This window comes from Sutterella seckii, assembly GCF_009183815.1.
Classification (GTDB): Bacteria; Pseudomonadota; Gammaproteobacteria; order Burkholderiales; family Burkholderiaceae_F; genus Sutterella; species Sutterella seckii.
This window is the reverse complement of record NZ_WEHX01000044.1, coordinates 1-18,506: the sequence shown is the minus strand read 5'-3', so window position 1 is coordinate 18,506 and position 18,506 is coordinate 1. Positions and strand designations below refer to the sequence as shown.

Sequence of the window (18,506 nt, the reverse complement as noted above, 5' to 3'; positions counted from 1 at the left end):
TGAAGGTAGGTCACTCCTTTAGGGAGCTTGAGGCTGGCCATGAGCTTGGGATTTCCTTTGTTGGGCAGCGTGCCGCAACCTGCTTGCTCTCTGGCAATCCTGAGCCAGTACGAGATCGTTGATTTGCCGATCGAGTACTGCTCCACGGCTTCAGAGATGCTGAGCTCCTTGCTCAGCAGGCGCGCTACGACGTTGTCTTTGAACTCCTGCGAATATCGCATGTTTTGCCACTCCATGAAAGGTTGAAGGGGTGGCGAAAGTTAGTATGACATCTAATGCCAGGACCGCATAACAGAAGGTCAGAAGGCATCAGCGATTATTCGCTTTTAGCGCTTTTCAATAGAGCCTTGCTCCCGCTCAGGTCCTTGAGCAGTTCGTAGACCGGCACCTTCTCTTCTGCGCTCATGAGATCAAGGCCGAACTTGTGCGTGTAGAAAAAGCCTTCGAGCGCCATGAGCGCGAGGAAGGTGCGGGCGCGTCGTTCGGGCGGGAGCGCCGCAATGCGCGCATGAACTTTCGCGTACCAGTCCTTTACGGGCTTCAGAAGTTCGGGGTCGTGGACTTTTTGAACGAGCAGGGAGAGGCCGATATTGGCCCAGCCCTTGTTGTCGGCGTCGAATTCCTGGAACCACCGGATGTAGCCCGGGATGAGGGTTTCATCAGGCGCCCCCTCGAACATGGCTTCGGCCGCCTTTAGATGTTCGTCGAGATGCTCGGCATAGGCTTCGATGAGTGCCGCCATGAGGTCGCGCTTCGTTTTGAAGTGATGCATCACGGCGCCTTTGCTCATGCCGGACTTTTTGCCGACGTTGTCCATGCTGAGCGCCTCGATACCCTCTTCGAGAATGATTTTTTCAGCGCACTCGAGCATATGCTTCTTCGTGCAGAGGCCTTTGTCCGAAAGCGTGGTGCTCATCTGTTTTCAACCTTTCCCGATGGATGGAATTTGCGAACGGCGAAAAGAATAACCGGTTCCAGCTCATAGCGGGAACCGGTTTGAGGTCAATTGGCAGTCACTTTGCAGTAGGGCATTGGACGCAGAGAAAGGAAAAGACCGGAACTTTGCGTCCACCGTGTCGAACTACGTTCTAAACGCGATTACTTCGCAGCAGCGGCAGCTGCCTTGCCGGCGATGCGGCCGAAGACGATGATGTCCGTGTAGGCGTTGCCGCCCAGGCGGTTCGTGCCGTGCGTAACGCCCGTCACTTCGCCCGCAGCCCAGAGGCCCGGAATCACCTTGCCTTCAGCCGTGAGGGCTTCGGCCTTCTCGTTGATCCTGACGCCGCCCATGGTGTGGTGCACCGAGGGGACCGCCTTAATCACGTAGTACTTGCCCTGGCTCATGTCGACGAGACCCGCGCGATGGTGGAAGTCCTTGTCGTTGCCCTTGCCGGCCATGGAGGTGACGCGGTCGACGGTGCCTTTAAGCGCGTCGTACGGGATCTTCGTGAAGTCGGAAATGCACTTCAGATCGTCGCAGGTCGTCATGATGCCCTGCTTCGTGAAGGCATCGTATTCCGTCGGGTGTTCCTTGACGGTATTCGAGATCGAGCCGATCTTGTCATTCCAGAGCACCCAGCAGTAGTTGCCCGTCTGCGAGAGGATGGCGTTCGAGATCACGTCGCGGCGCTCGAGCTCTTCAACGAAGCGCTTGCCTTCCTGATTGAGAAGAATGGCGCCGTCAAAGCGGGCATCCGCGATCAGTTCGATCACGCCCGAAATCGGGTCGCAGATCGGATAGGTCTGGATGTACTGCATGTTGACGAGCTCAGCGCCCGCACGTTCGGCCATGTAGAGTGCTTCGCCCGTGGTGCCCGGCGCATCGGTGGTCTTGAAGCGCGAGTCGATCTTCGGGTTGTAGTGCTCGACCATCTTCGGATTCGCGCCGAAGCCGCCCGTGGCGAGAACTACGCCGCCCTTCGCATTGAAGGTGTATTCGGCGCCGTCCATCGTGGCCTTGACGCCCACAACGCGGCCGTCCTTATCCTTGATGAGCTCTTCGGCCTTCATGTTGGTGATGACCGGGATGCCGAGCTCGTCGGCCTTCGCCTGGAACTTCGAAATGAATTCCGTGCCGGTGTGGCCGACCGGAATCAGCGCGCGCTTCCTGCTGTGGCCGCCGAAGAAGAAGAGGTTGTCGGGCTCGAAGCGAACGCCGAGGTAGTCGCGGCACCAAAGGGCTGCGTCAAGCGCCTGATGCGTCATGACGTTGATCACCTTCATGTCGCCCTTCTTGTCGCCGCCCAGGTACGTGTCCTTGGCGTGAAGCTCGGGCGAATCGTCCGTGATGCCGAGAACGGGCTGAACCCAGTTCTTCGCGGCATTCATTTCAGCGCCCGAAATGAGGGAGTTGCCGCCGACGGCAGGCATCTTTTCAAGAAGAACGACGCTGGCGCCGGCGTTCTTCGCTTCAATCGCGGCCGAGAAGCCTGCGCCGCCCGCGCCGATCACGACGACGTCATAGGAGGAATTCTTCGGGAGATCCTTCGCGACCTTCTTGAACGCCTTCAGGTCGGCCTTGCCGAGCGTGACGCCCGCTTTCTTGGCGGCATCCGCAACGGCGTCGAGGAGGCCCTTCGAGGTGAAGGTGGCGCCCGAGATCACGTCGACGTCAACGGAGTTCGTCGCCTGAACCAGGTCCTTCAGGTCCGTGTAGACCTTCTTCGCAAGAACCGGGTTTTCCTGTTCCTTCACGACCTTGATGTTCTGAATCTTGCCGTTGTCGAACGTCACGGCCACCGTCACGTCGCCGTGCTTGCCGATGCCCGTGCCTTCAGTCGTCACCGGAGCAGCGGCGGCAGCTGCCGCAAAGACCGTGCAGACGATGCCGGCGAGAAGCGTTGTCTTCATTTTGGTTTCTCCTCTTGCGCCGCTTCCGGATCCGGGGAAGCGTCTCCGAAGGATCCGAAGCGGCGTGAATTGATGGTCGGATGGAGGAGGCGCTGCAAATCGCAGGATCCTCACCCGTACGTTGGGATGGCGGATTTATAAAACCAACCAGTCGGTTTGAAAATAAGAGGAAACCCTCAATTTGGATGAGTGCCTGAGGCGGATCAATAGTTCTTTAGGACTAGGGATATTACATATAAACCAACCGGTCGGTTTGTTTCTAGGATATCCGCCATTCGATGAACCGAAGCGAACGCAGCCGCTCGAGGGAATTCGTTTTTCCCGCCGCTCGTTCCTCAGCAGGTCCATGCGAACAGAACCGTTATTCTTGGAGTACTTCCATCATGAATTTCAAACCCAGCCTTCTTGCCATGGCAGTTCTTTTCTCGGGCGCTGCGTCCGCTACCGTTACCCTCACAGGTCATGACCTCACTCAGGAAGATGCCTGGAAGGTTGCCGCCGGCGAAGAAGTCGCCATTGCGCCCGCCGCGATGAAGCAGCTTACCGACAGCCACAACCTCGTCATGGCTGCGGCCCGTTCGGGCGTTGAGATCTACGGCCTCACCGTGGGCGTGGGCCTCAACAAGGATCATCACCTCTTCGACGCCAAGGGCCAGATGACCGACGTCGCGAGGAAGGCGAGCGAGGACTTCAACTACAACATCCTGCGCTCGCACTCCGTGGGCTTCGGTCCCTACCTTGATCCGAAGGTCGTCCGTCTCGCGATGGTCATTCGCCTCAACACGATGCTCACGAGCCGTTCGGGCGCCCAGCCCTACGTGGCCGAGCTCTATCAGACCTTCCTCAACAAGGGCATTACGCCCGTGATTCCGAGCCGCGGCTCCATTGGCGACGCCGACATTACGCTCGCCTCCCACGTGGGTTCGGTGATGATCGGCGAATGGCGCGCTGAAGTCGACGGGAAGGTCGTCGACGGCGGCGAAGCGCTCAAGATGAAGGGCGTGAAGCCTCTCGTTCCGAGCGGAAAGGACGGCCTTGCCATTCTGTCGACGAATTCGGTCGGCATCGCGATGACGATGAATGCGATGAAGTCGATGCGCCAGGCGGTTGCTGCTTCTCCGGTTGTCTACGGCCTCACGCTTGAGGGCCTCAACGGCAACGTCGCTCCCTTCCTCGCTCAGACCGTCAACAGCCATCCGCTCACGGGTCTCCAGGATACGGCCGCCGTCTTCCGCGCGACGCTGAAGGGCTCCTACCTCTGGGACTTCGACAAGAACCGCGCGCTCCAGGATCCGCTCTCCTTCCGCACGACCGTCTATACGGTTTCGGAAGCCCGCCGCAGCCTCGCTGAACTCGACGAACTCGTCAACATCCAGATCAACTCCTCGGACGACAACCCCGGCGTGATTCTCAACGCGACGCCTGAAGACACCGACAAGTCGCAGGTGAAGCAGTACTTCGTCGATGCCGAAGGCTACAAGGGCGCGATCATCCCGAGCGCCAACTTCGAGCCGCTCCCGATCGCGATTGCCGCCGAAAAGGCCGCGATCACGCTCGCCCATGTCGCCCACAATTCGCTCCACCGCACGATGCGCCTTGACGAGGACCGCTTCTCCGGCCTCTCGCGCTACCTGGCCGGCCCCGAGAATCCGAACGGACACGCCTTCGGCGCAACGGAAGACTCGATGGTTTCCGTCTATGCGGAACTCACCGAGCTCGCCAATCCGGTCTCCATGCACAGCACGCCGGTTGAGGGCAACATCGAAGACTCCGCTTCGAACCTCCCGCGCGTTGCCGAGCGTCTGAACCGTGCGGCCAACAGCATCATCGACCTCTACTCGATGGAGCTTCTCCATGCGACCCAGGCGATTGATCTTCGCAAAATGAAGAACCCCAACGTGAAGCTTTCCGAAAAGACCGGTGCGCTTTACGACGTCTACCGCGCCAAGGTTCCGTTTGTCGCCAAGGACCGCAACTTCTCGATCGACCTCGAGAAGGGGATTGAGATCCTGAAGAACTACAAGTTCTAAAGTTCTGATCTCGAATTCAATCCCGCCTGCAATCCCTTTTTCGCGCCCGGCGGCTCCCGGGCGCGGGCGGGTATGATCAGGATTCAATCCTTGCGGCCGCTCATCCTTCGGGATCGGGCGGCCGAACCGCAATAAAGCGCGCAGCAACAAGGGACAACGAGGGGCGACAAGATGGCGAGGTCAATTTCAGCCGGTTCGAGCACGCTACGTTTGGCAGTCTCGGGCGCGGGGACGCCGTTTCTCGACGGCTACTCCACTGCTTCGGCCGCATTCGTCATTACGTTCCTCACCGATATGCCGGGCTGGCAGATCGGACTCTTCACGAGCCTCTACTTCGTCGGCTTTTCGACGGGCTCCATCGCATTCGGCGCGCTCGCAGACCGCTTCGGAAGGCGCGGGCTTTTCGTCTATTCCATGCTCGCGATGACGGCGGCGTCGCTCCTTCCTGCCGTTCACACGGAATTTCTTCCGACATTCGCGGCGCTCCTCGCATCCCGGCTCATCACGGGCTTTCTTCTGGGCGGCGACTATCCCGTCGGGCAGGCGCTCGTCACCGAACTCACGCCCCGCGAATCCCAATCCCGGTCGCTTACCTTCCTCATGTACGGCTGGTACGTGGGCGCGATCTTTGCGGTGCTTCTCTACGTCCCGTTCTCCTTTTTCGGACTTCCTTGGCAGGCCTTTTTCTGGATTGAGGCTGCCGCTGCGCTCCTTCTGTTCGCTGGAAGAATCGGCGTGCCGGAATCTCCATCGTGGAGGGGAGAGAAGAAGGAGCGTTCTATCGAACTGCGGCAGAAGAAGCAGAATGAGCCTGGACTCATGCAGTCGCTTGCCGGCAGCACCGGACGGAGCTTCCTCTTCTGTTCGGTGTTCTGGCTCTGCCAGACGATCCCGGCAACGGTTCTCATGCTGTATTCGACCAAGATCCTCACTGACTTGATCGGTTCGGGAAATGCATTCGTGCAGGTGCTTCTTCTCTATGCGTGCTTCTTTGCGGGCGTGCTCCCCGCCGCATGGGGACCTTTCGTGCGGCATCCGAAGCGAGTGCTCGTCGGCACCTTCATCGCGATGGGGGCGGCGCTCCTTCTCATCACGGTTCTCAAAGGGGCGGGGACGCCGCTCATTACTGGGGGCGCCTTCATCCTCTTCGCGCTCGCCTACGGACTTCAGACGCCGCTCGACTTCGTCGTCCCGAATCTGCTTTTCCCGGAACGGGTTCGCGCGCGCTTGGTCGGTAGCCTCACGACGATTTCGCGCATCGGGACGATGGCTGCCGCCTTCGTTTTCCCGATGCTTGCGGAACACGTGCCGGTTACTGCGCTCTTCGCCGCAGGCGCCTTCATTCTCTTCTTCGGAGCGTTCTATTCGTACCGCTACGCACCGGCGGATCACGAGCTCCGGTAGCGTTCAAACCCGAGCCTGCGCAGCTTCGAGCGGAGCGTATTCGGATGAATCCCGGTGATGGCTGAGGCGCTCCCGGGACCGGATATCTTTCCGCCGGCGGCCTTGATGGCCGCATTGAAGTATTCGCGCTCCATCGTCTCGAAGGAGGGGAGGCGGTCTCCGGGGATTCTAGAAACGAAATGCCCGTCCGAGTCTTGAGAGTCATCGCTTCGGAGCTCCTGCGATGGGGGCTGACTTTCTTGGGCGGAGGAGAGCGTCATTTCGTCGTCGGGTGCGTAGGCAAGGCGTTCGATTCTTCTCGGGTAGAGCATTACCGTGCGGGCGATGACGTTCTTCAATTCCCTCACGTTTCCGGGCCAGGGCTTCAATGCGGCTTCTGCCATGGCTTCATCGGTGAGTTCCGGCGTTTCGGTGAGGCCGTAGGCCTTGACGCAACGGTCGATGAAGAGCCGGGAGAGGGGGAGAAGGTCTTCCGGGCGATTTCTCAGCGGGGCGAGCCGGATGGGGATGACGTTGAGGCGGTAGAAGAGATCGAGCCGGAAGCGGTGCGCTCTGACGAGGGCCTCAAGGTCGCGGTTCGTCGCGGCGATGACGCGCACGTCTACGGGGATTTCGGCGGAGCCGCCGACGCGCCGGATGGTGTGGTTCTGCAGGACGTGGAGAAACTTGGCCTGCAGCGCGAGGGGCAGCTCTCCGATTTCGTCGAGAAAGATCGTCCCGCCGTCGGCATCCTCAAAGAGGCCGGAACGCCGCTTTGAGGCGCTTGTGAAGGCCCCCTGTTCGTGGCCGAAGAGTTCGGACTCGATGAGATTTTCCGGGATGGAGGCGCAGTTGACGCGCACGAAGGGATAGCGGGCGCGCTTCGAGAGCGCGTGCACGGTCTGCGCGACGACTTCCTTGCCGGTGCCAGACTCGCCCGTGATGAGAAGATTTTCCTCAAACCGCGCGGCAAGCCGAATCTGCTCCTCGATGCCCTTCATGGAGGGCGTATTGGCGACGAGCATCGCGAGGGGCGCTTCCTTGGTCGAGAGAAGGGTGCTTTCGAGCGACTTCATTTCGCTTTTGAGCCGCGTGTTGCGTTCGGCGAGCGCATTGGAAAGCGCGAATCCCGCATTGAGCGCAAAAAGCGTCGATGCGCCTTCGATGAGGTCGGCATGAAGCGCTTCGAAAGCGTTTTCCCGACTCGACCAGAAGCAGACGATGCCGATGCGCTTTTCCTCAATAGAGAGCTTCATCATGATGAAGGACTTCATTGCCGGAAAGAGCTTCGGCGCAACGCCCTTCGTGAAGGGATCGTCGTCGAGCGTCCGCGCCACCCGAATTTTCCGGGAGACGGATACCCGGTGCTTGAGCGTTTCGGGCCCCACCCGCACCATCGTCTCTTCGAGCCGGGCCTCGGTACGGGTTGCATGCGCGAGGAAGAGAACGACCTTCTCTTCGGCCTGATAGAAGTTGACGAATGCCCCCTCCGCAGGAAAGCGTGAGCCGCATCTTTCCATCATTTCTCTGTCAAGGGCAAGAAGCGACCTTTGAAGGACGACGGAAAGATCGAGCGAACTCGTGAGCGCTTCGAGAAGTGCCGGAGAAGCTGAGTGAGCAATCGAAAGGGCGGACATGACTGAGAAGGAACTATGAAGGAGGGTTCACGATATTTCGTATGAATATACGATATTTCGTTGAATATACGAAATATCGTTTCTACTGAATTCAAGGATTGCATTGTGATTTAAGAAAAATATCTGTTGTTTATCAACTGGAACTAATACTAAAGAATGTGTTCCGGAACAATTGGCACGGGGCCTGCTTTAAGAGGGGCAGAGATACAAGAACAACTCCATTTTTTGAAAAGGAGAACCCCTATGACCATCAACTTCAATCGCCGCCGCATGCTGATCGGCGGAGCGCTTGGTACGGCGGCAGCGGCCGCAACAGGCCTGGTGCAGGCCGCCGACTCGAAGAGCACGGCGAAGTTCGACAAGATTTACGACGTCATCGTCGTCGGTTCCGGCTTTGCGGGGCTCGCTGCGGCGCTCGAAGCCCGTCTTGGCGGCGCCTCGGTCCTTCTGATCGAAAAGATGCCTGCCTTCGGCGGCAATTCCGCTATCAACGGCGGTGCTTTTTCGGTTGCCGGCACGCCCCTGCAGAAGAAGATGGGCATCAAGGACTCCCCCGAGCAGATGCTCGCCGACATGATCAAGTCGGGCCGCGGACTCTCGCATCTGGATCTCCTCAAGATGGTGGTCTACGGGTCTCTTCCGGCCTATGAGTTCACGCTTCGCCACGGCGTCAAGTACAAGGACTTCGTGCAGCACTTCGGCGGCCATTCCGTGCCGCGCACGCTGCAGACGGTCGAATCCACGGGCGGCGGCATCACGCGCCCGCTCACCGAATCCTGCATTAAGCACGGCGTCGACATGCGCCTTCGCGCCAAGATGGAAGAGTTCGTCCGCGATGAAGACGGCCGCGTGATCGGCCTCGTCGTGCGCGAGCGCTATCTCTTCCCGGACGAAAAGTCGGGCGTGCTTCAGACCTACGGCGCGCGCAAGGGCGTCGTCATGGCAACGGGCGGCTTCTCGCGCAACGTCTGGTTCAGAAAGCAGCAGGATCCCCAGCTCGACGAACGTCTCGACTCGACGAATCAGCCGGGCGCAACGGGCGAGGGGCTCCTCAAGATGCTCGCGATCGGCGGCGCTCCCGTGCAGATCGATCAGATTCAGCTCGGCCCCTGGTGCTCGCCCGACGAACGCGGCTTCGGCCTTGTTTCTCAGTTCAATACGATTGCCGGCTTCCCCATGGGCATCATGGTCGACGTGCGCACGGGCAAGCGCTTCTGCAACGAACTTGCCGACAGAAAGGAGCGCACCGACGCCATTCTAGGCCTCATGGAGAACGGCAAGCCCGTCTATCCCGTCTGCTTTACCGACAGCAAGGGCGTTGCCAAGGCTCAGACCCTCAAGAACGGTCTCAAGTACGGCGTCATCAAGAAGTTCGACACGCTCGAAGACCTGGCGAAGGCTTACGGCATTCCGGCCAAGCCCTTCGTCGAGCAGGTCGCGCGCTTCAACGAAATGGTGAAGGCGAAGGACGACAAGGAATTCCACCGCTCGCTCGCGCTTGCGATCGTTCTCGATAAGGCCCCGTTCTACGCCTGCCGCGTCTGGCCGAAGGTCCACTACTGCATGGGCGGCGTGGGCATTACGAAGAATGCCGAAGTCTACGGCATCGACGGAAGCGTCATTCCCGGCCTCTACGCATGCGGCGAAGTCACGGGCGGCACGCACGGTGCTTCCCGCCTGGGCGGCTGCGCCATTGCCGACGGCCTCGTCATGGGCCGCGTCGCGGCAGAAAGCGTCCTCAAGGCGAAGCCTGCCGCCATCTGATTCACGGATTAACGGCCCCCGAATTTACGAGTTGAACAGAACATAAAGGATTAGAAAAATGAAGCGAACCCTTCTTGCCGCGATCTTCGCAGCCTGCTTCGGCGCCGCAGCAATCGGCGCTCAAGCCGCTCCGGCGGGCATGCCCACCGTCAAGCCTTATCACCAGACGATCAAGGACTGCGCCGTCTGCCACACAGAGGAAAACGCAGTAGCGGGCAACAAGTTTGTCGTTCCGTCCGACAAGACCTGCATGGGCTGCCACGGCGACTACAAGGCAATGGCCGAAAAGACGAAGAACCTTCCTGAACCCAATCCCCATTGGTCGAACCACTACGGCTCCGGACTTTCCTGCACGGCCTGCCACCGCGAGCATTCGCAGTCGAAGGTCTACTGCAACGAGTGCCACGAGTTCTCCTACAAGATCAAGTAGTCCGCAGAACCCGGCCTCATTCAGCCTCCTGCACCCTTGAAATCCCTCCGGCCCCAGGTTTCGAAACCCTTTTGACTTCCTTCAAGCCGGGGTCCCGGAGGCTCTCAACAGTTTTCTTTCAGTCCTCGAGAATATTGCGGAGAAATCTCAAATGAAAAAACTCTGGAAAATGACCGCTCTTTGTGCCGCTCTCACGCTTGCCGGCGCCGCTGGCGCCGAAACGATTACGCTCAACGGCAAGAACCTCACGATGGAGAACGCCTGGGCCATTGCTTCGGGCAAGGCCGATGTCGCCATTGCTCCCGAAGCGATGAATCTTCTTGAGAAGAGCCATGAGCTCGTCATGGCCGCCGCCGCGAAGGGTCAGGCCGTCTACGGCCTCACCGTCGGCGTGGGCCTCAACAAGGACCACAAGCTCTTTACGGCCGACGGCAAGCTCACGCCCGAGGTCGTTGCCGCATCCCGCGCCTTCAACTACAACGCCTTGCGTTCGCACTCCGCCGGCGTGGGCGAAATGATGCCCGAGAATCTCGCCCGCCTCTCCATGGTGATTCGCCTCAATACGCTCCTTGACGGCAAGTCCGGTGCTCAGGCCCGCGTGGCAACGCTCTACAAGGACTTCCTCAACAAGGGCATTACGCCCCTTATTCCGTCCGAGGGATCGATCGGCGAAGCCGACATTCTTCTCGCCTCCCATGTGGGCGCCGTCATGATCGGCGAATGGAAGGCCTCCATGAAGGGCAAGGTCGTCACGGGCGCTGAAGCCCTCAAGGCGGCCGGCATTGAGCCGCTCGTTCCGGAAGGCAAGGATGCGCTCGCCATTCTCTCGAACAACTCCGTCGCCATGGCCTATGCCGTCGACGCCGCCCGCAGCGCGCAGCGCATCTGCGACGTGACGCCGACGATCTACGGTCTCTCGCTCGAAGGCCTCAACGGCAACGTTGCTCCGATTCTTCCGCAGACGATCGGCGCGCGTCCCTTCCCCGGACTCGCGGATGCCGCCAAGGACATGCGCGATGCCATTCAGGGTTCCTACCTCTGGAGCACGGATGCATCTCGTCCGCTTCAGGACCCGCTCTCCTACCGCGTGACGGTTTACGGTCTTGCCGAAGCGAAGCGCGCCGTCAAGGATCTTGAGGAAGTAATCGAGGTTCAGATCAATTCGACCGACGACAATCCTGCGACGATCCTCAATGCCGATGAAGCCTATCGGAACGAATCGAGCCAGGTTGCGAACTACTTCATCGAAGGAAAGGGCGTGAAGGGCGCAATCATCCCGTCGGGCAACTTCAATCCGCTCCCGGTTGCGCTCGCCGTGCAGCGTGCTTCGCTCGCCCTCGCGCACCTCTCCCACTACTCGGTGCAGCGTACGGTTCACCTTTCCTACGACCAGTTCACGGGACTTACCCGCTTCCTCTCCGATCCCGACAACAAGGGCCATGCCTTCGGCGCCATCCAGAAGGCCTTCATGGGCCTGCACGTCGACAATATGGCGCTCGCACAGCCCGTGAGTCTCTACGGCATGCCGGTTGCAGGCGAAATCGAAGACACGATGACCAACATCCTTCAAGCTTCGAAGCACCTGCTCACGATCGATGAGAACCTCTTCCAGATCTACTCGCTCGAAACGCTCCATGCCGCTCAGGCCGTCGACCTTCGCAGAATGCTGAAGAACAAGGACCTGAAGCTTTCCACGAAGACGGATGCCTTCTATCAGGCCTACCGCGCCAAGGTGCCCTATGTGAAGAACGACCGCATCTTCACGGACGACATCAAGGCCGGTACGGATCTCATCAAGAACTACAAGTTCTGATCGAAACGGTGAACCGCTGAACCGCTGAACTACTGAACCACGAAAGCGCTGAGCTCGATATTTCCGCTTGCGATTCACGTTGATTGATATTCAGGAGCTCAGCGCAGCATCTGACATCTGACTCTGCTGAATCTTTCCGGGGGCGCCGTCTTTTTCTCCTTTTGAACGTTTGGACGTCTGGACGTCTGGACGGCCGCCCGGACGGATTTCAGTCTCCTTCTCTCCTCGATTTCCCCATGGAGAATTCCATCATGAAGAAGCACATGCTTTGTGCCGCAGCTGCCGCCTGCGCCGCAGCTTTTGCCGTGCCCGCTCAGGCCGCGGACGTTTCCGTCTACGGCGTCATCGACACCGGCTTCACGTACAGCCACATTTCCGATGCCGGCGAAGATAAGCTCGAAATGAATTCCGGCAACTATGCCGGTCCCCGCGTCGGCCTCAAGGGCCAAGAAGATCTCGGCAACGGGCTGAAGGTCGGGTTCATTCTTGAATCGGGCTTCAGCTCGGACACCGGCACGCTCGGGCAGAACGGCGGCATTTTCGGCCGCGAAGCGCAGCTCAACGTTTCGGGCTCTTTCGGCACCATCGGCATGGGCCGCGTCGGCGCCTTCTCGTCCGGATCGTCCTCCCTCGGCTGGTATTGGGATATGGAGCCTTTTGAGACGGGCTATACCGATGCCGGCGTGCAGGCGACGCAGGTGAACGTCTGGCGACTCAATTCGAACACGATCTACTACGTCTCGCCGACGATTGCCGGCGCGAAGCTTGGTCTCCAGTATTCCTTCACCGGCACGAAGGACAAGGAATCTCCTGAATTCTCAGACAACGACGGCTTCTTCAATGCCGCTCTGCGTTGGGACGGCGCCGATGCCCGCGCGCTCTTCGGCTTTGAATACGAACGCTTCGGCACGAAGGAATCCGAAGATGCCGTGCGCCGCGACAACGCGGTGAACTTCAAGCTCGCCGGCGCCTACAACCCCGGGAAAGGTCCCTTCACCGCCTATCTCGGCGTGAGCTACTACAAGAACTACAACAAGTTCTCCGACTCCACTTGGGATGACGACGGTTCGGTCGGCTACGACATGTCGAAACGCCGTCGCCTTGAAGGCTGGTCGGCCTTCGTCGGCGGGAAGTACACGGTCGGCCGAGCTGATCTTCTTGCCTCCGTACAGTACCTCGACGGCGAAAACAAGAATCCGGAAGTCGGTTCCGCACTTGACGCGGACTACTCCCGCATTGTCGGCGCTGTCGGCTGCCACTACCATTTCTCGAACCGCACCATGCTCTACGGGATTCTTTCCTATGCTGACGGCAGCGGCACCTTCGACGACTTCGATCCGGCCAATACCAACCGCACGGTGGCTCATCTCGGCATGACGCACTTCTTCTGAGTTTCGTCAGATCCGTAGCTCTGCTCCCATCTTTAAATCTATGAAGAAGCCGGGCCTGGAACAGAAATTCTGCTCCAGGCCCGGCTTCCTTCTTTGGCCGACACCTCGATTCGTAAGGGTACAGGGGGAGGTCGCCGCCTACCGAATCTTCTGCTCCTCTCCCTCCCGGACGCGGAACGCCCGATTGAAGTCGAGAATCCGCGTCGCCTGTCCCTGCGCTTCCGTTGAGTAGAGGTTCGCAAGCTCCGCCATCATGCCCTTGGTGTACGTTTCGAGCGCCTTCTTTTCGCCGTCGGTCAGGTCCTTTAGTTCCTTCCCGAAGACGTGCTCGCGAATCTCCTGGCGAAGGCCCTCGACAGAGGAAACAAGATTGAAGCGCGAAGCCGTCATGCCGCTGAAGAACGGATTGCTCGGATGCCGCAGGATGTTGCGGCTGATGTCCGTTTCCTCATCGTAGTAGCGGTCGAGGAAGTTCTTCTGCGCTTCAGAAAGCCCTGTGATCTTCTGCTTGATGTCTTCGCTCGATACGGTAAGCGGCGTCTTCTCCGTCGTGAAGATTCCCGCAGCGAAGTTTTCGATCCGCTCGATGTTTTCGCCCGCGAGATACGAACCCGCGATCTTGAGTCCCATCGATTGACTTCCTCCTCGCCCTGAAGGACGAGGATTCCTGAATACGATTAACCCGTACTCCGGGTGGTTCCCGCTGATGGCGCGGAAGCACTGAGGGGATCCCCAGCACCTTCCGCACTCACTGCACGGGCGATGCGCTTTTTATCGTGTGCGCTCGGGCTCATCCGTCCCTTCGTCATCACATTGATCGAACCAACAATATCCGCGTTATTCGTGTAGCCGCAATCAACGCAACTGAACAGCGCTTGCGTTGGACGATTGCGCTTGTCCGTGCATCCGCAATTCGGGCATCGTTGGGACGTAAACTGAGCGGGCACGGCAATTACCATGCCGCCCATTTTGTTCATCGCTTCTTCGATGGCTGTCCGCAATGCTCTCAAGCCCATGCGCAGAAGCGCGCGGTTGAGCGCCCGCTTCTGCCTCACGTGCTTGCCAGGGTTCTCCTTCGTTCCCCTGGCGCTTTTCGTCATATTGCGGAGATGCAGGTCCTCGACGTATACGCAGCCGTACTCCTGCGCGAGCGCATGCGCCGTCTTCCTGTGAAAGTCCTGTCGAATAGAGCGGATTCGCTTGTATTTCTTCTGTATGAGCTCCTTGAGCCGGCGCCTTGTCCGGCTAGGCTTTCTCTTGTCGAATTCTTCAGCCAGCCCTTTCGCGGCAAGCTTCTTCCTTGACGACTGATTGAGCGATAAACGGCGCTTCAGGTACGCGATCTCGCCCTCAATCTTTTTAATGGTTTTTACGTCAAGGTCGCAGGTCTTCCCATTGCTCAGCGTGACGGCATGAACGATGCCGACGTCAATGCCGACATCCTTCTCCTTCATCACGGGATCGGGAATCTCAAACTCGGTCGCGAAAGTGACGAACCATTTGCCGCAGTCCTTCGTGATGTGAATCTGCTTTACCTTGCCGGGAATCAGCGTTCCGTCCCCGCATTTGAACGCGAGGGGACGGGAACGCCGGTAGCGAAGCCAGCCGAGCTTTGGCAGCTTCACGCGGCCGTTGGGTTCGTCAATGTCCTGCGGCTTCACCTGCGGAAGGCGGAAGCCGTCGCCGATGTCCTTAGCCTTGAATCGCGGCCAGCGCTTCTTTGCGGGATCGCCCTTCTTGCGGAAGGTGTCCTTGATGGCGCGGTCAAGATCCATGAGCGTCTGCTGAAGCGCCTGGGAAGGCGCTTCCTTCAGAAAAGCCATCTCCTCAGTCTGCTTCCACTCCATGAGAAGGTGAGCCATTTCGAGATACGAGATTGGCTTTTCGCTCTTAGCTTTGCGGTCATTCTGCAGCTCAAGGGCTTTGTTGAACACGGCGCGACGGCACCCGGCAAATCGGCTAAGCGCCGAACGCCGCGTGTCGTCCGCGATCAGTTCGTACTTGAAGTTGCAGAAGAGGTTCATGATCCGTCTATTATATATTAACGGATCATTAAATTGCAGATTTACATTGCATTATAGTGAACAGCAATGCATTTCGCGATCTATGAAAGTAATCCATCTTCGATCGATGGGCCTTATATCCCCGCCATGAATGGCGGGGTTTTACGGCCTGTTGGATAAAAGAACCTCAGATCTTCGGACTATGAAGAGTCCTTAGAAAACAACAGATTAAAATTTCGCGTCAGCCCCAGATGAGTTTTCCTCATTTTTGGGGCTTTTTTCATGCTCGAAAAAACGGCTTTGTGCCTGCAGCAGAGTGCGAAAGAGAACGGCATGCGCCTGCTCGATTCCGGAGGAGGCGGCGGGTACGACGGTGCATGCCTGCGCCTTCGAACGAAGGAGATTCCGTAGGAACAACCATCTTCCTCTCCTACGACGGATGCGCGAGAGAGCCCACGGATTTATCCGCTGGGGAGAATCGCGCGCGCACGAAGTGCGCTGTAGAATAGAAACTATTGATGCGGGACTCAATCCCGTAACTTTCGTCGAAAATGATTGAAGCGACGTAAAACCCGATGATCGAAAAGCACACGGCAGGTGGCGCGGCGGAAGTCTTCGGACGAAGCCGATGTTCGCCGGGCCGGCGAAGTGCCTCCCCTAAGCGGGATAGGGTCATCATAGTTTCAGTGGACTGGGGTCAGCGTCTGCGTGCAGACTCGGTTCACGCCGCAGGGCGTGGACGATAAGGCCGCAGAAAAAGCCCCTGTCAAGTTGGAACCCCGCGACCTTAGTCGTCGGGAGCAGTCAGTTCGTGCCCTGAGGAAGGCTTCGACAAGCTCATGCGTTTGTGTCAGATTGAGGAGCGTATGCGGAGCCTTCGGGATGGACGAGCGGTACGCAGTCACATGGTAGTTGTTTTCGCAGGATCAGGAGAAGATGATGGGCGTATGCGCTTGTGCTCCTCAATAGCCAGCTCGCGCTTGTACTGCTGGACAAATTCCTGAATCGTACGGAGAGCAACAGACGGAATTCCCTTGTCTTTTTCTAACTCCTCTCTGACTATTCTGCAGTTCCGATGCTGCGCGTAAAGCTTTCTGATCTTCTGTGCAAAGGGTTCCAGAACACGATGACGCTTGCGCGTCCGCGGCGTTGCGTCAGCATCAGATCCGGCATTCCAATACTTGCGTACTGTTCTGCGGTTAATACCCAACTCTGTCGCTGCTTGCCGCTGACTGTAGCCCCGTTCGTGGAATTCTCGAATCCGGCGGATTTGAAAATCATGTATCACGTGATCCTCCCTGGCTGTACCATTAAAACTCCATTGTGATACAGAGTGCTGTTGCTTGACATCTATCACCCGACACGAGGTGGTGCATTTTTATCTCGCGTCACTGGTGTATTTTAAATCCGCGTTTGTTTAATGGCCAAAGCAAGAACGAAGGAAGTGCAAGGAGGAACGAGAGGAAAAAGGACGTTGAAAAGAAGGCACCGTAGTAACACCCATCTATCCATGATCGATGCGAGAGACGATGAGGGTGATTCATCCTCTTCCTCGCCCGTTCCTGGAGTTAACTTCCTACGCTTACTTGAGGAGCCGATCCTTGAGGAAGCCTTCGACAACCTCATGAGTCTGCGTGAGATTGAGGAGCGTATGCGGGGCTTTCGGGATCAGAACGATTTCCGCGTTGGGATTGTTGGCCAGAGCCTTGCCGCAGTGCCCGACAGCTGCCTTGTTGCCGATGTATGGGTTGGACGCGGAAAAGAACTTGTCCGTCGCGCTCATGACGTTGAGCACCGGCAGGTCGTTCGGGATGGCCGTTCGGTGCGCCGTTACGTGATAGTTGTCTTCGCAGGACCAGGAGAAGATAATGCGCGCTTTCTCTTTTGGTGCATTCGCGGCAGCCTGGTAGCGGGCCACCGTTACGCCGCCTTCGCTCGTACCGGCAATGGCGAGTCGGCCGTCGAACCAAGGTGCCTTGCTAACGTAGTAAACAGCAGCCTTGAGTTCGGATGCACGCAAAGCGTGCACCTTTTCGTACTCTTCGGGCGGGATGGGCGAAGAGTACTTCATGCGGTCGAGAAGCTGCATCGAATCTAGCATGATGGATGCAACGCCGAGCGTTTCGGCAAGCCATTTCTGGAAGAGCTTGATCTGTGGATTAATGCCGCCCGACCCATGGACGAAAACGAGGACGGGAGCCTTGCCGGAAAGCTTCGGTGCATCCTTGAGAAGCCCGTTGAAGTCGTTACCTCCTGTGAGGGTCTTCGGGAAGGCCGTCCACGCATTTTCGATAGCGAGCTTCATCGAAGTTTCTGTATGGACGATGGCGCTACCCGTAATCTTTCCTTGAGGAATTTCTGCGGCGAATGATGATCCTGCACTCGTAAGAGCAAGGATAGACAGGCAGCCGGTGAGGACGGTAGGCTTGAAGGACTTCATGGATTCTCTCCTTTTGGAAAACGCAAGTAATTGCGGTTATGCGGTCATTGTTTACAGCAAGAGCAGTGCCAATGGGTCGAAAAGATAGGGGCTCTATGTCGTTTAGTGTGGGTTACCACACTTTAACGCTTGGGTCCACCTGCTGAAATGTATCTGGACTATAGGTGCAAAAACCCCATGGATGCGGGATGCCCTTCAGGCAACACCAGCAGCCGCCGGTTTCCCGGCGGCTTAATTTTTCTTGAGGCGAGGTAGGGCCAATCAGTCAGCCGACTGCCGCTTTTTCCATTCCCAGGGCAGCCACGGCGTCCGGTCGAAGTCCTCGAGGAGCTTCTCCATGGGCCACTTCTGAATCTTCTTGTTCGGGTCCTTGCCCTCGCGGCAGGCCTGCGTCCAGCCCTTCGCGTACGCGTGCTTGCAGGCAGCAGCGCTATAGTCGTTCAGCCACTCTTCCAGGTCAATGCCGTTGAGCCTGGCCGTTTCCGCCGCCGAGAGGCATGTCGCCACAGCATTCATGCCGTCGAGCGTCTGCATGAAATTCTGGTTCTTCCTCAGCATTGCCACGGGGCGAATGCTTCGTTCCACGGTGTTCGTTTCCAGCGGGATGCGGCCGTCCTCGAGGAACTGCCTCAGGCTCTCCCGTCGGTTCATCCAGTAGACGCCGGCTGCGGCCGTGTCGATCGTCTTCACGTACTTGCCGTTCTTCTCCTTCGCCAGCGTTTCGGCAAGCCCTTTGTAGAGCTCGTCCATGGCGTCGAAGACCGG

At 58.3% G+C, this 18,506-nt stretch carries 15 protein-coding genes; 6 read left to right on the top strand and 9 right to left on the bottom strand.

The window, feature by feature from the left end; all coding sequences use genetic code 11:
- From GBM95_RS07305 to GBM95_RS07295, 3 genes are all read right to left on the bottom strand, one after another.
- On the bottom strand, positions 1-221 hold a 221-nt coding region (locus GBM95_RS07305), incomplete at its 3' end, for a transposase (protein WP_193222620.1).
- A 95-nt stretch (positions 222-316) separates the two neighbouring features.
- Positions 317-916: a TetR/AcrR family transcriptional regulator gene (locus GBM95_RS07300; RefSeq protein WP_152158498.1), complete on the bottom strand. Its 600-nt coding sequence runs from the start codon at positions 914-916 to the stop codon at positions 317-319.
- 182 nt (positions 917-1,098) lie between these two features.
- Positions 1,099-2,850: a flavocytochrome c gene (locus tag GBM95_RS07295; RefSeq protein WP_152158497.1), complete on the bottom strand. Its 1,752-nt coding sequence runs from the start codon at positions 2,848-2,850 to the stop codon at positions 1,099-1,101.
- Positions 2,851-3,233: 383 nt separating this feature from the next.
- Between GBM95_RS07295 and GBM95_RS07290 the strand changes: the two genes are divergently transcribed.
- Together GBM95_RS07290 and GBM95_RS07285 are read left to right on the top strand one after the other, a co-directional pair.
- The gene (locus GBM95_RS07290; RefSeq protein ID WP_152158496.1) at positions 3,234-4,880 is read left to right on the top strand and encodes an HAL/PAL/TAL family ammonia-lyase; all 1,647 of its coding nucleotides are present in this window, start codon (positions 3,234-3,236) and stop codon (positions 4,878-4,880) included.
- Between the two features lie 171 nt (positions 4,881-5,051).
- On the top strand, positions 5,052-6,284 hold the full coding sequence (locus GBM95_RS07285; RefSeq protein WP_152158495.1) for an MFS transporter: 1,233 nt from the start codon (positions 5,052-5,054) through the stop codon (positions 6,282-6,284).
- On the opposite strand, the gene GBM95_RS07280 is transcribed toward GBM95_RS07285, so the two are convergent.
- On the bottom strand, positions 6,269-7,900 hold the full coding sequence (locus GBM95_RS07280) for a sigma-54 interaction domain-containing protein (RefSeq protein ID WP_152158494.1): 1,632 nt from the start codon (positions 7,898-7,900) through the stop codon (positions 6,269-6,271). The genes GBM95_RS07285 and GBM95_RS07280 overlap by 16 nt on opposite strands.
- A 243-nt stretch (positions 7,901-8,143) precedes the next feature.
- On the opposite strand from GBM95_RS07280, the gene GBM95_RS07275 reads away from it, so the two are divergent.
- The 4 genes from GBM95_RS07275 (at position 8,144) to GBM95_RS07260 (ending at position 13,298) form a co-directional block, all read left to right on the top strand.
- On the top strand, positions 8,144-9,664 hold the full coding sequence (locus GBM95_RS07275) for a flavocytochrome c (RefSeq protein ID WP_152158493.1): 1,521 nt from the start codon (positions 8,144-8,146) through the stop codon (positions 9,662-9,664).
- Positions 9,665-9,722: 58 nt separating this feature from the next.
- Positions 9,723-10,094 carry a cytochrome c3 family protein gene (locus tag GBM95_RS07270; RefSeq protein ID WP_193222619.1) on the top strand — a complete coding sequence of 124 codons (372 nt, stop codon included), beginning with the start codon at positions 9,723-9,725 and terminating at the stop codon, positions 10,092-10,094.
- Positions 10,095-10,263: 169 nt separating this feature from the next.
- Positions 10,264-11,907 (top strand): HAL/PAL/TAL family ammonia-lyase, encoded by a 1,644-nt coding sequence (locus GBM95_RS07265; protein ID WP_226963214.1) that lies wholly within the window; start codon positions 10,264-10,266, stop codon positions 11,905-11,907.
- Positions 11,908-12,158: 251 nt separating this feature from the next.
- A complete protein-coding gene (locus tag GBM95_RS07260) occupies positions 12,159-13,298 on the top strand; it encodes a porin (protein WP_193222618.1) in 1,140 nt (379 codons plus the stop codon).
- Positions 13,299-13,436: 138 nt separating this feature from the next.
- Here GBM95_RS07260 and GBM95_RS07255 read toward each other — a convergent pair whose 3' ends face one another.
- The 5 genes from GBM95_RS07255 to GBM95_RS07235 form a co-directional block, all read right to left on the bottom strand.
- Positions 13,437-13,928, bottom strand: coding sequence for a hypothetical protein (locus GBM95_RS07255; RefSeq protein ID WP_152158490.1), 492 nt, complete (start codon positions 13,926-13,928; stop codon positions 13,437-13,439).
- Positions 13,929-13,975: 47 nt separating this feature from the next.
- Positions 13,976-15,322: an RNA-guided endonuclease InsQ/TnpB family protein gene (locus GBM95_RS07250; RefSeq protein WP_226963213.1), complete on the bottom strand. Its 1,347-nt coding sequence runs from the start codon at positions 15,320-15,322 to the stop codon at positions 13,976-13,978.
- Between the two features lie 880 nt (positions 15,323-16,202).
- Entirely contained in the window at positions 16,203-16,589 is a 387-nt protein-coding gene (locus tag GBM95_RS07245; protein ID WP_193222617.1) for a helix-turn-helix domain-containing protein, read from the bottom strand.
- A gap of 294 nt (positions 16,590-16,883) precedes the next feature.
- Complete coding sequence (locus GBM95_RS07240) at positions 16,884-17,606, bottom strand: dienelactone hydrolase family protein (RefSeq protein WP_152158488.1); 723 nt, start codon at positions 17,604-17,606, stop codon at positions 16,884-16,886.
- Positions 17,607-18,002: 396 nt separating this feature from the next.
- The coding region (locus GBM95_RS07235; protein WP_152158487.1) for an IS66 family transposase at positions 18,003-18,506 on the bottom strand (504 nt) is incomplete at its 5' end.

Coding starts and splice junctions, on each gene's coding strand:
- GBM95_RS07300 (WP_152158498.1), bottom strand. CDS start 916: ATGAGCACCACGCTTTCGGACAAAGGCCTCTGCACGAAGAAGCATATG.
- GBM95_RS07295 (WP_152158497.1), bottom strand. CDS start 2,850: ATGAAGACAACGCTTCTCGCCGGCATCGTCTGCACGGTCTTTGCGGCA.
- GBM95_RS07290 (WP_152158496.1), top strand. CDS start 3,234: ATGAATTTCAAACCCAGCCTTCTTGCCATGGCAGTTCTTTTCTCGGGC.
- GBM95_RS07285 (WP_152158495.1), top strand. CDS start 5,052: ATGGCGAGGTCAATTTCAGCCGGTTCGAGCACGCTACGTTTGGCAGTC.
- GBM95_RS07280 (WP_152158494.1), bottom strand. CDS start 7,900: ATGTCCGCCCTTTCGATTGCTCACTCAGCTTCTCCGGCACTTCTCGAA.
- GBM95_RS07275 (WP_152158493.1), top strand. CDS start 8,144: ATGACCATCAACTTCAATCGCCGCCGCATGCTGATCGGCGGAGCGCTT.
- GBM95_RS07270 (WP_193222619.1), top strand. CDS start 9,723: ATGAAGCGAACCCTTCTTGCCGCGATCTTCGCAGCCTGCTTCGGCGCC.
- GBM95_RS07265 (WP_226963214.1), top strand. CDS start 10,264: ATGACCGCTCTTTGTGCCGCTCTCACGCTTGCCGGCGCCGCTGGCGCC.
- GBM95_RS07260 (WP_193222618.1), top strand. CDS start 12,159: ATGAAGAAGCACATGCTTTGTGCCGCAGCTGCCGCCTGCGCCGCAGCT.
- GBM95_RS07255 (WP_152158490.1), bottom strand. CDS start 13,928: ATGGGACTCAAGATCGCGGGTTCGTATCTCGCGGGCGAAAACATCGAG.
- GBM95_RS07250 (WP_226963213.1), bottom strand. CDS start 15,322: ATGAACCTCTTCTGCAACTTCAAGTACGAACTGATCGCGGACGACACG.
- GBM95_RS07240 (WP_152158488.1), bottom strand. CDS start 17,606: ATGAAGCTCGCTATCGAAAATGCGTGGACGGCCTTCCCGAAGACCCTC.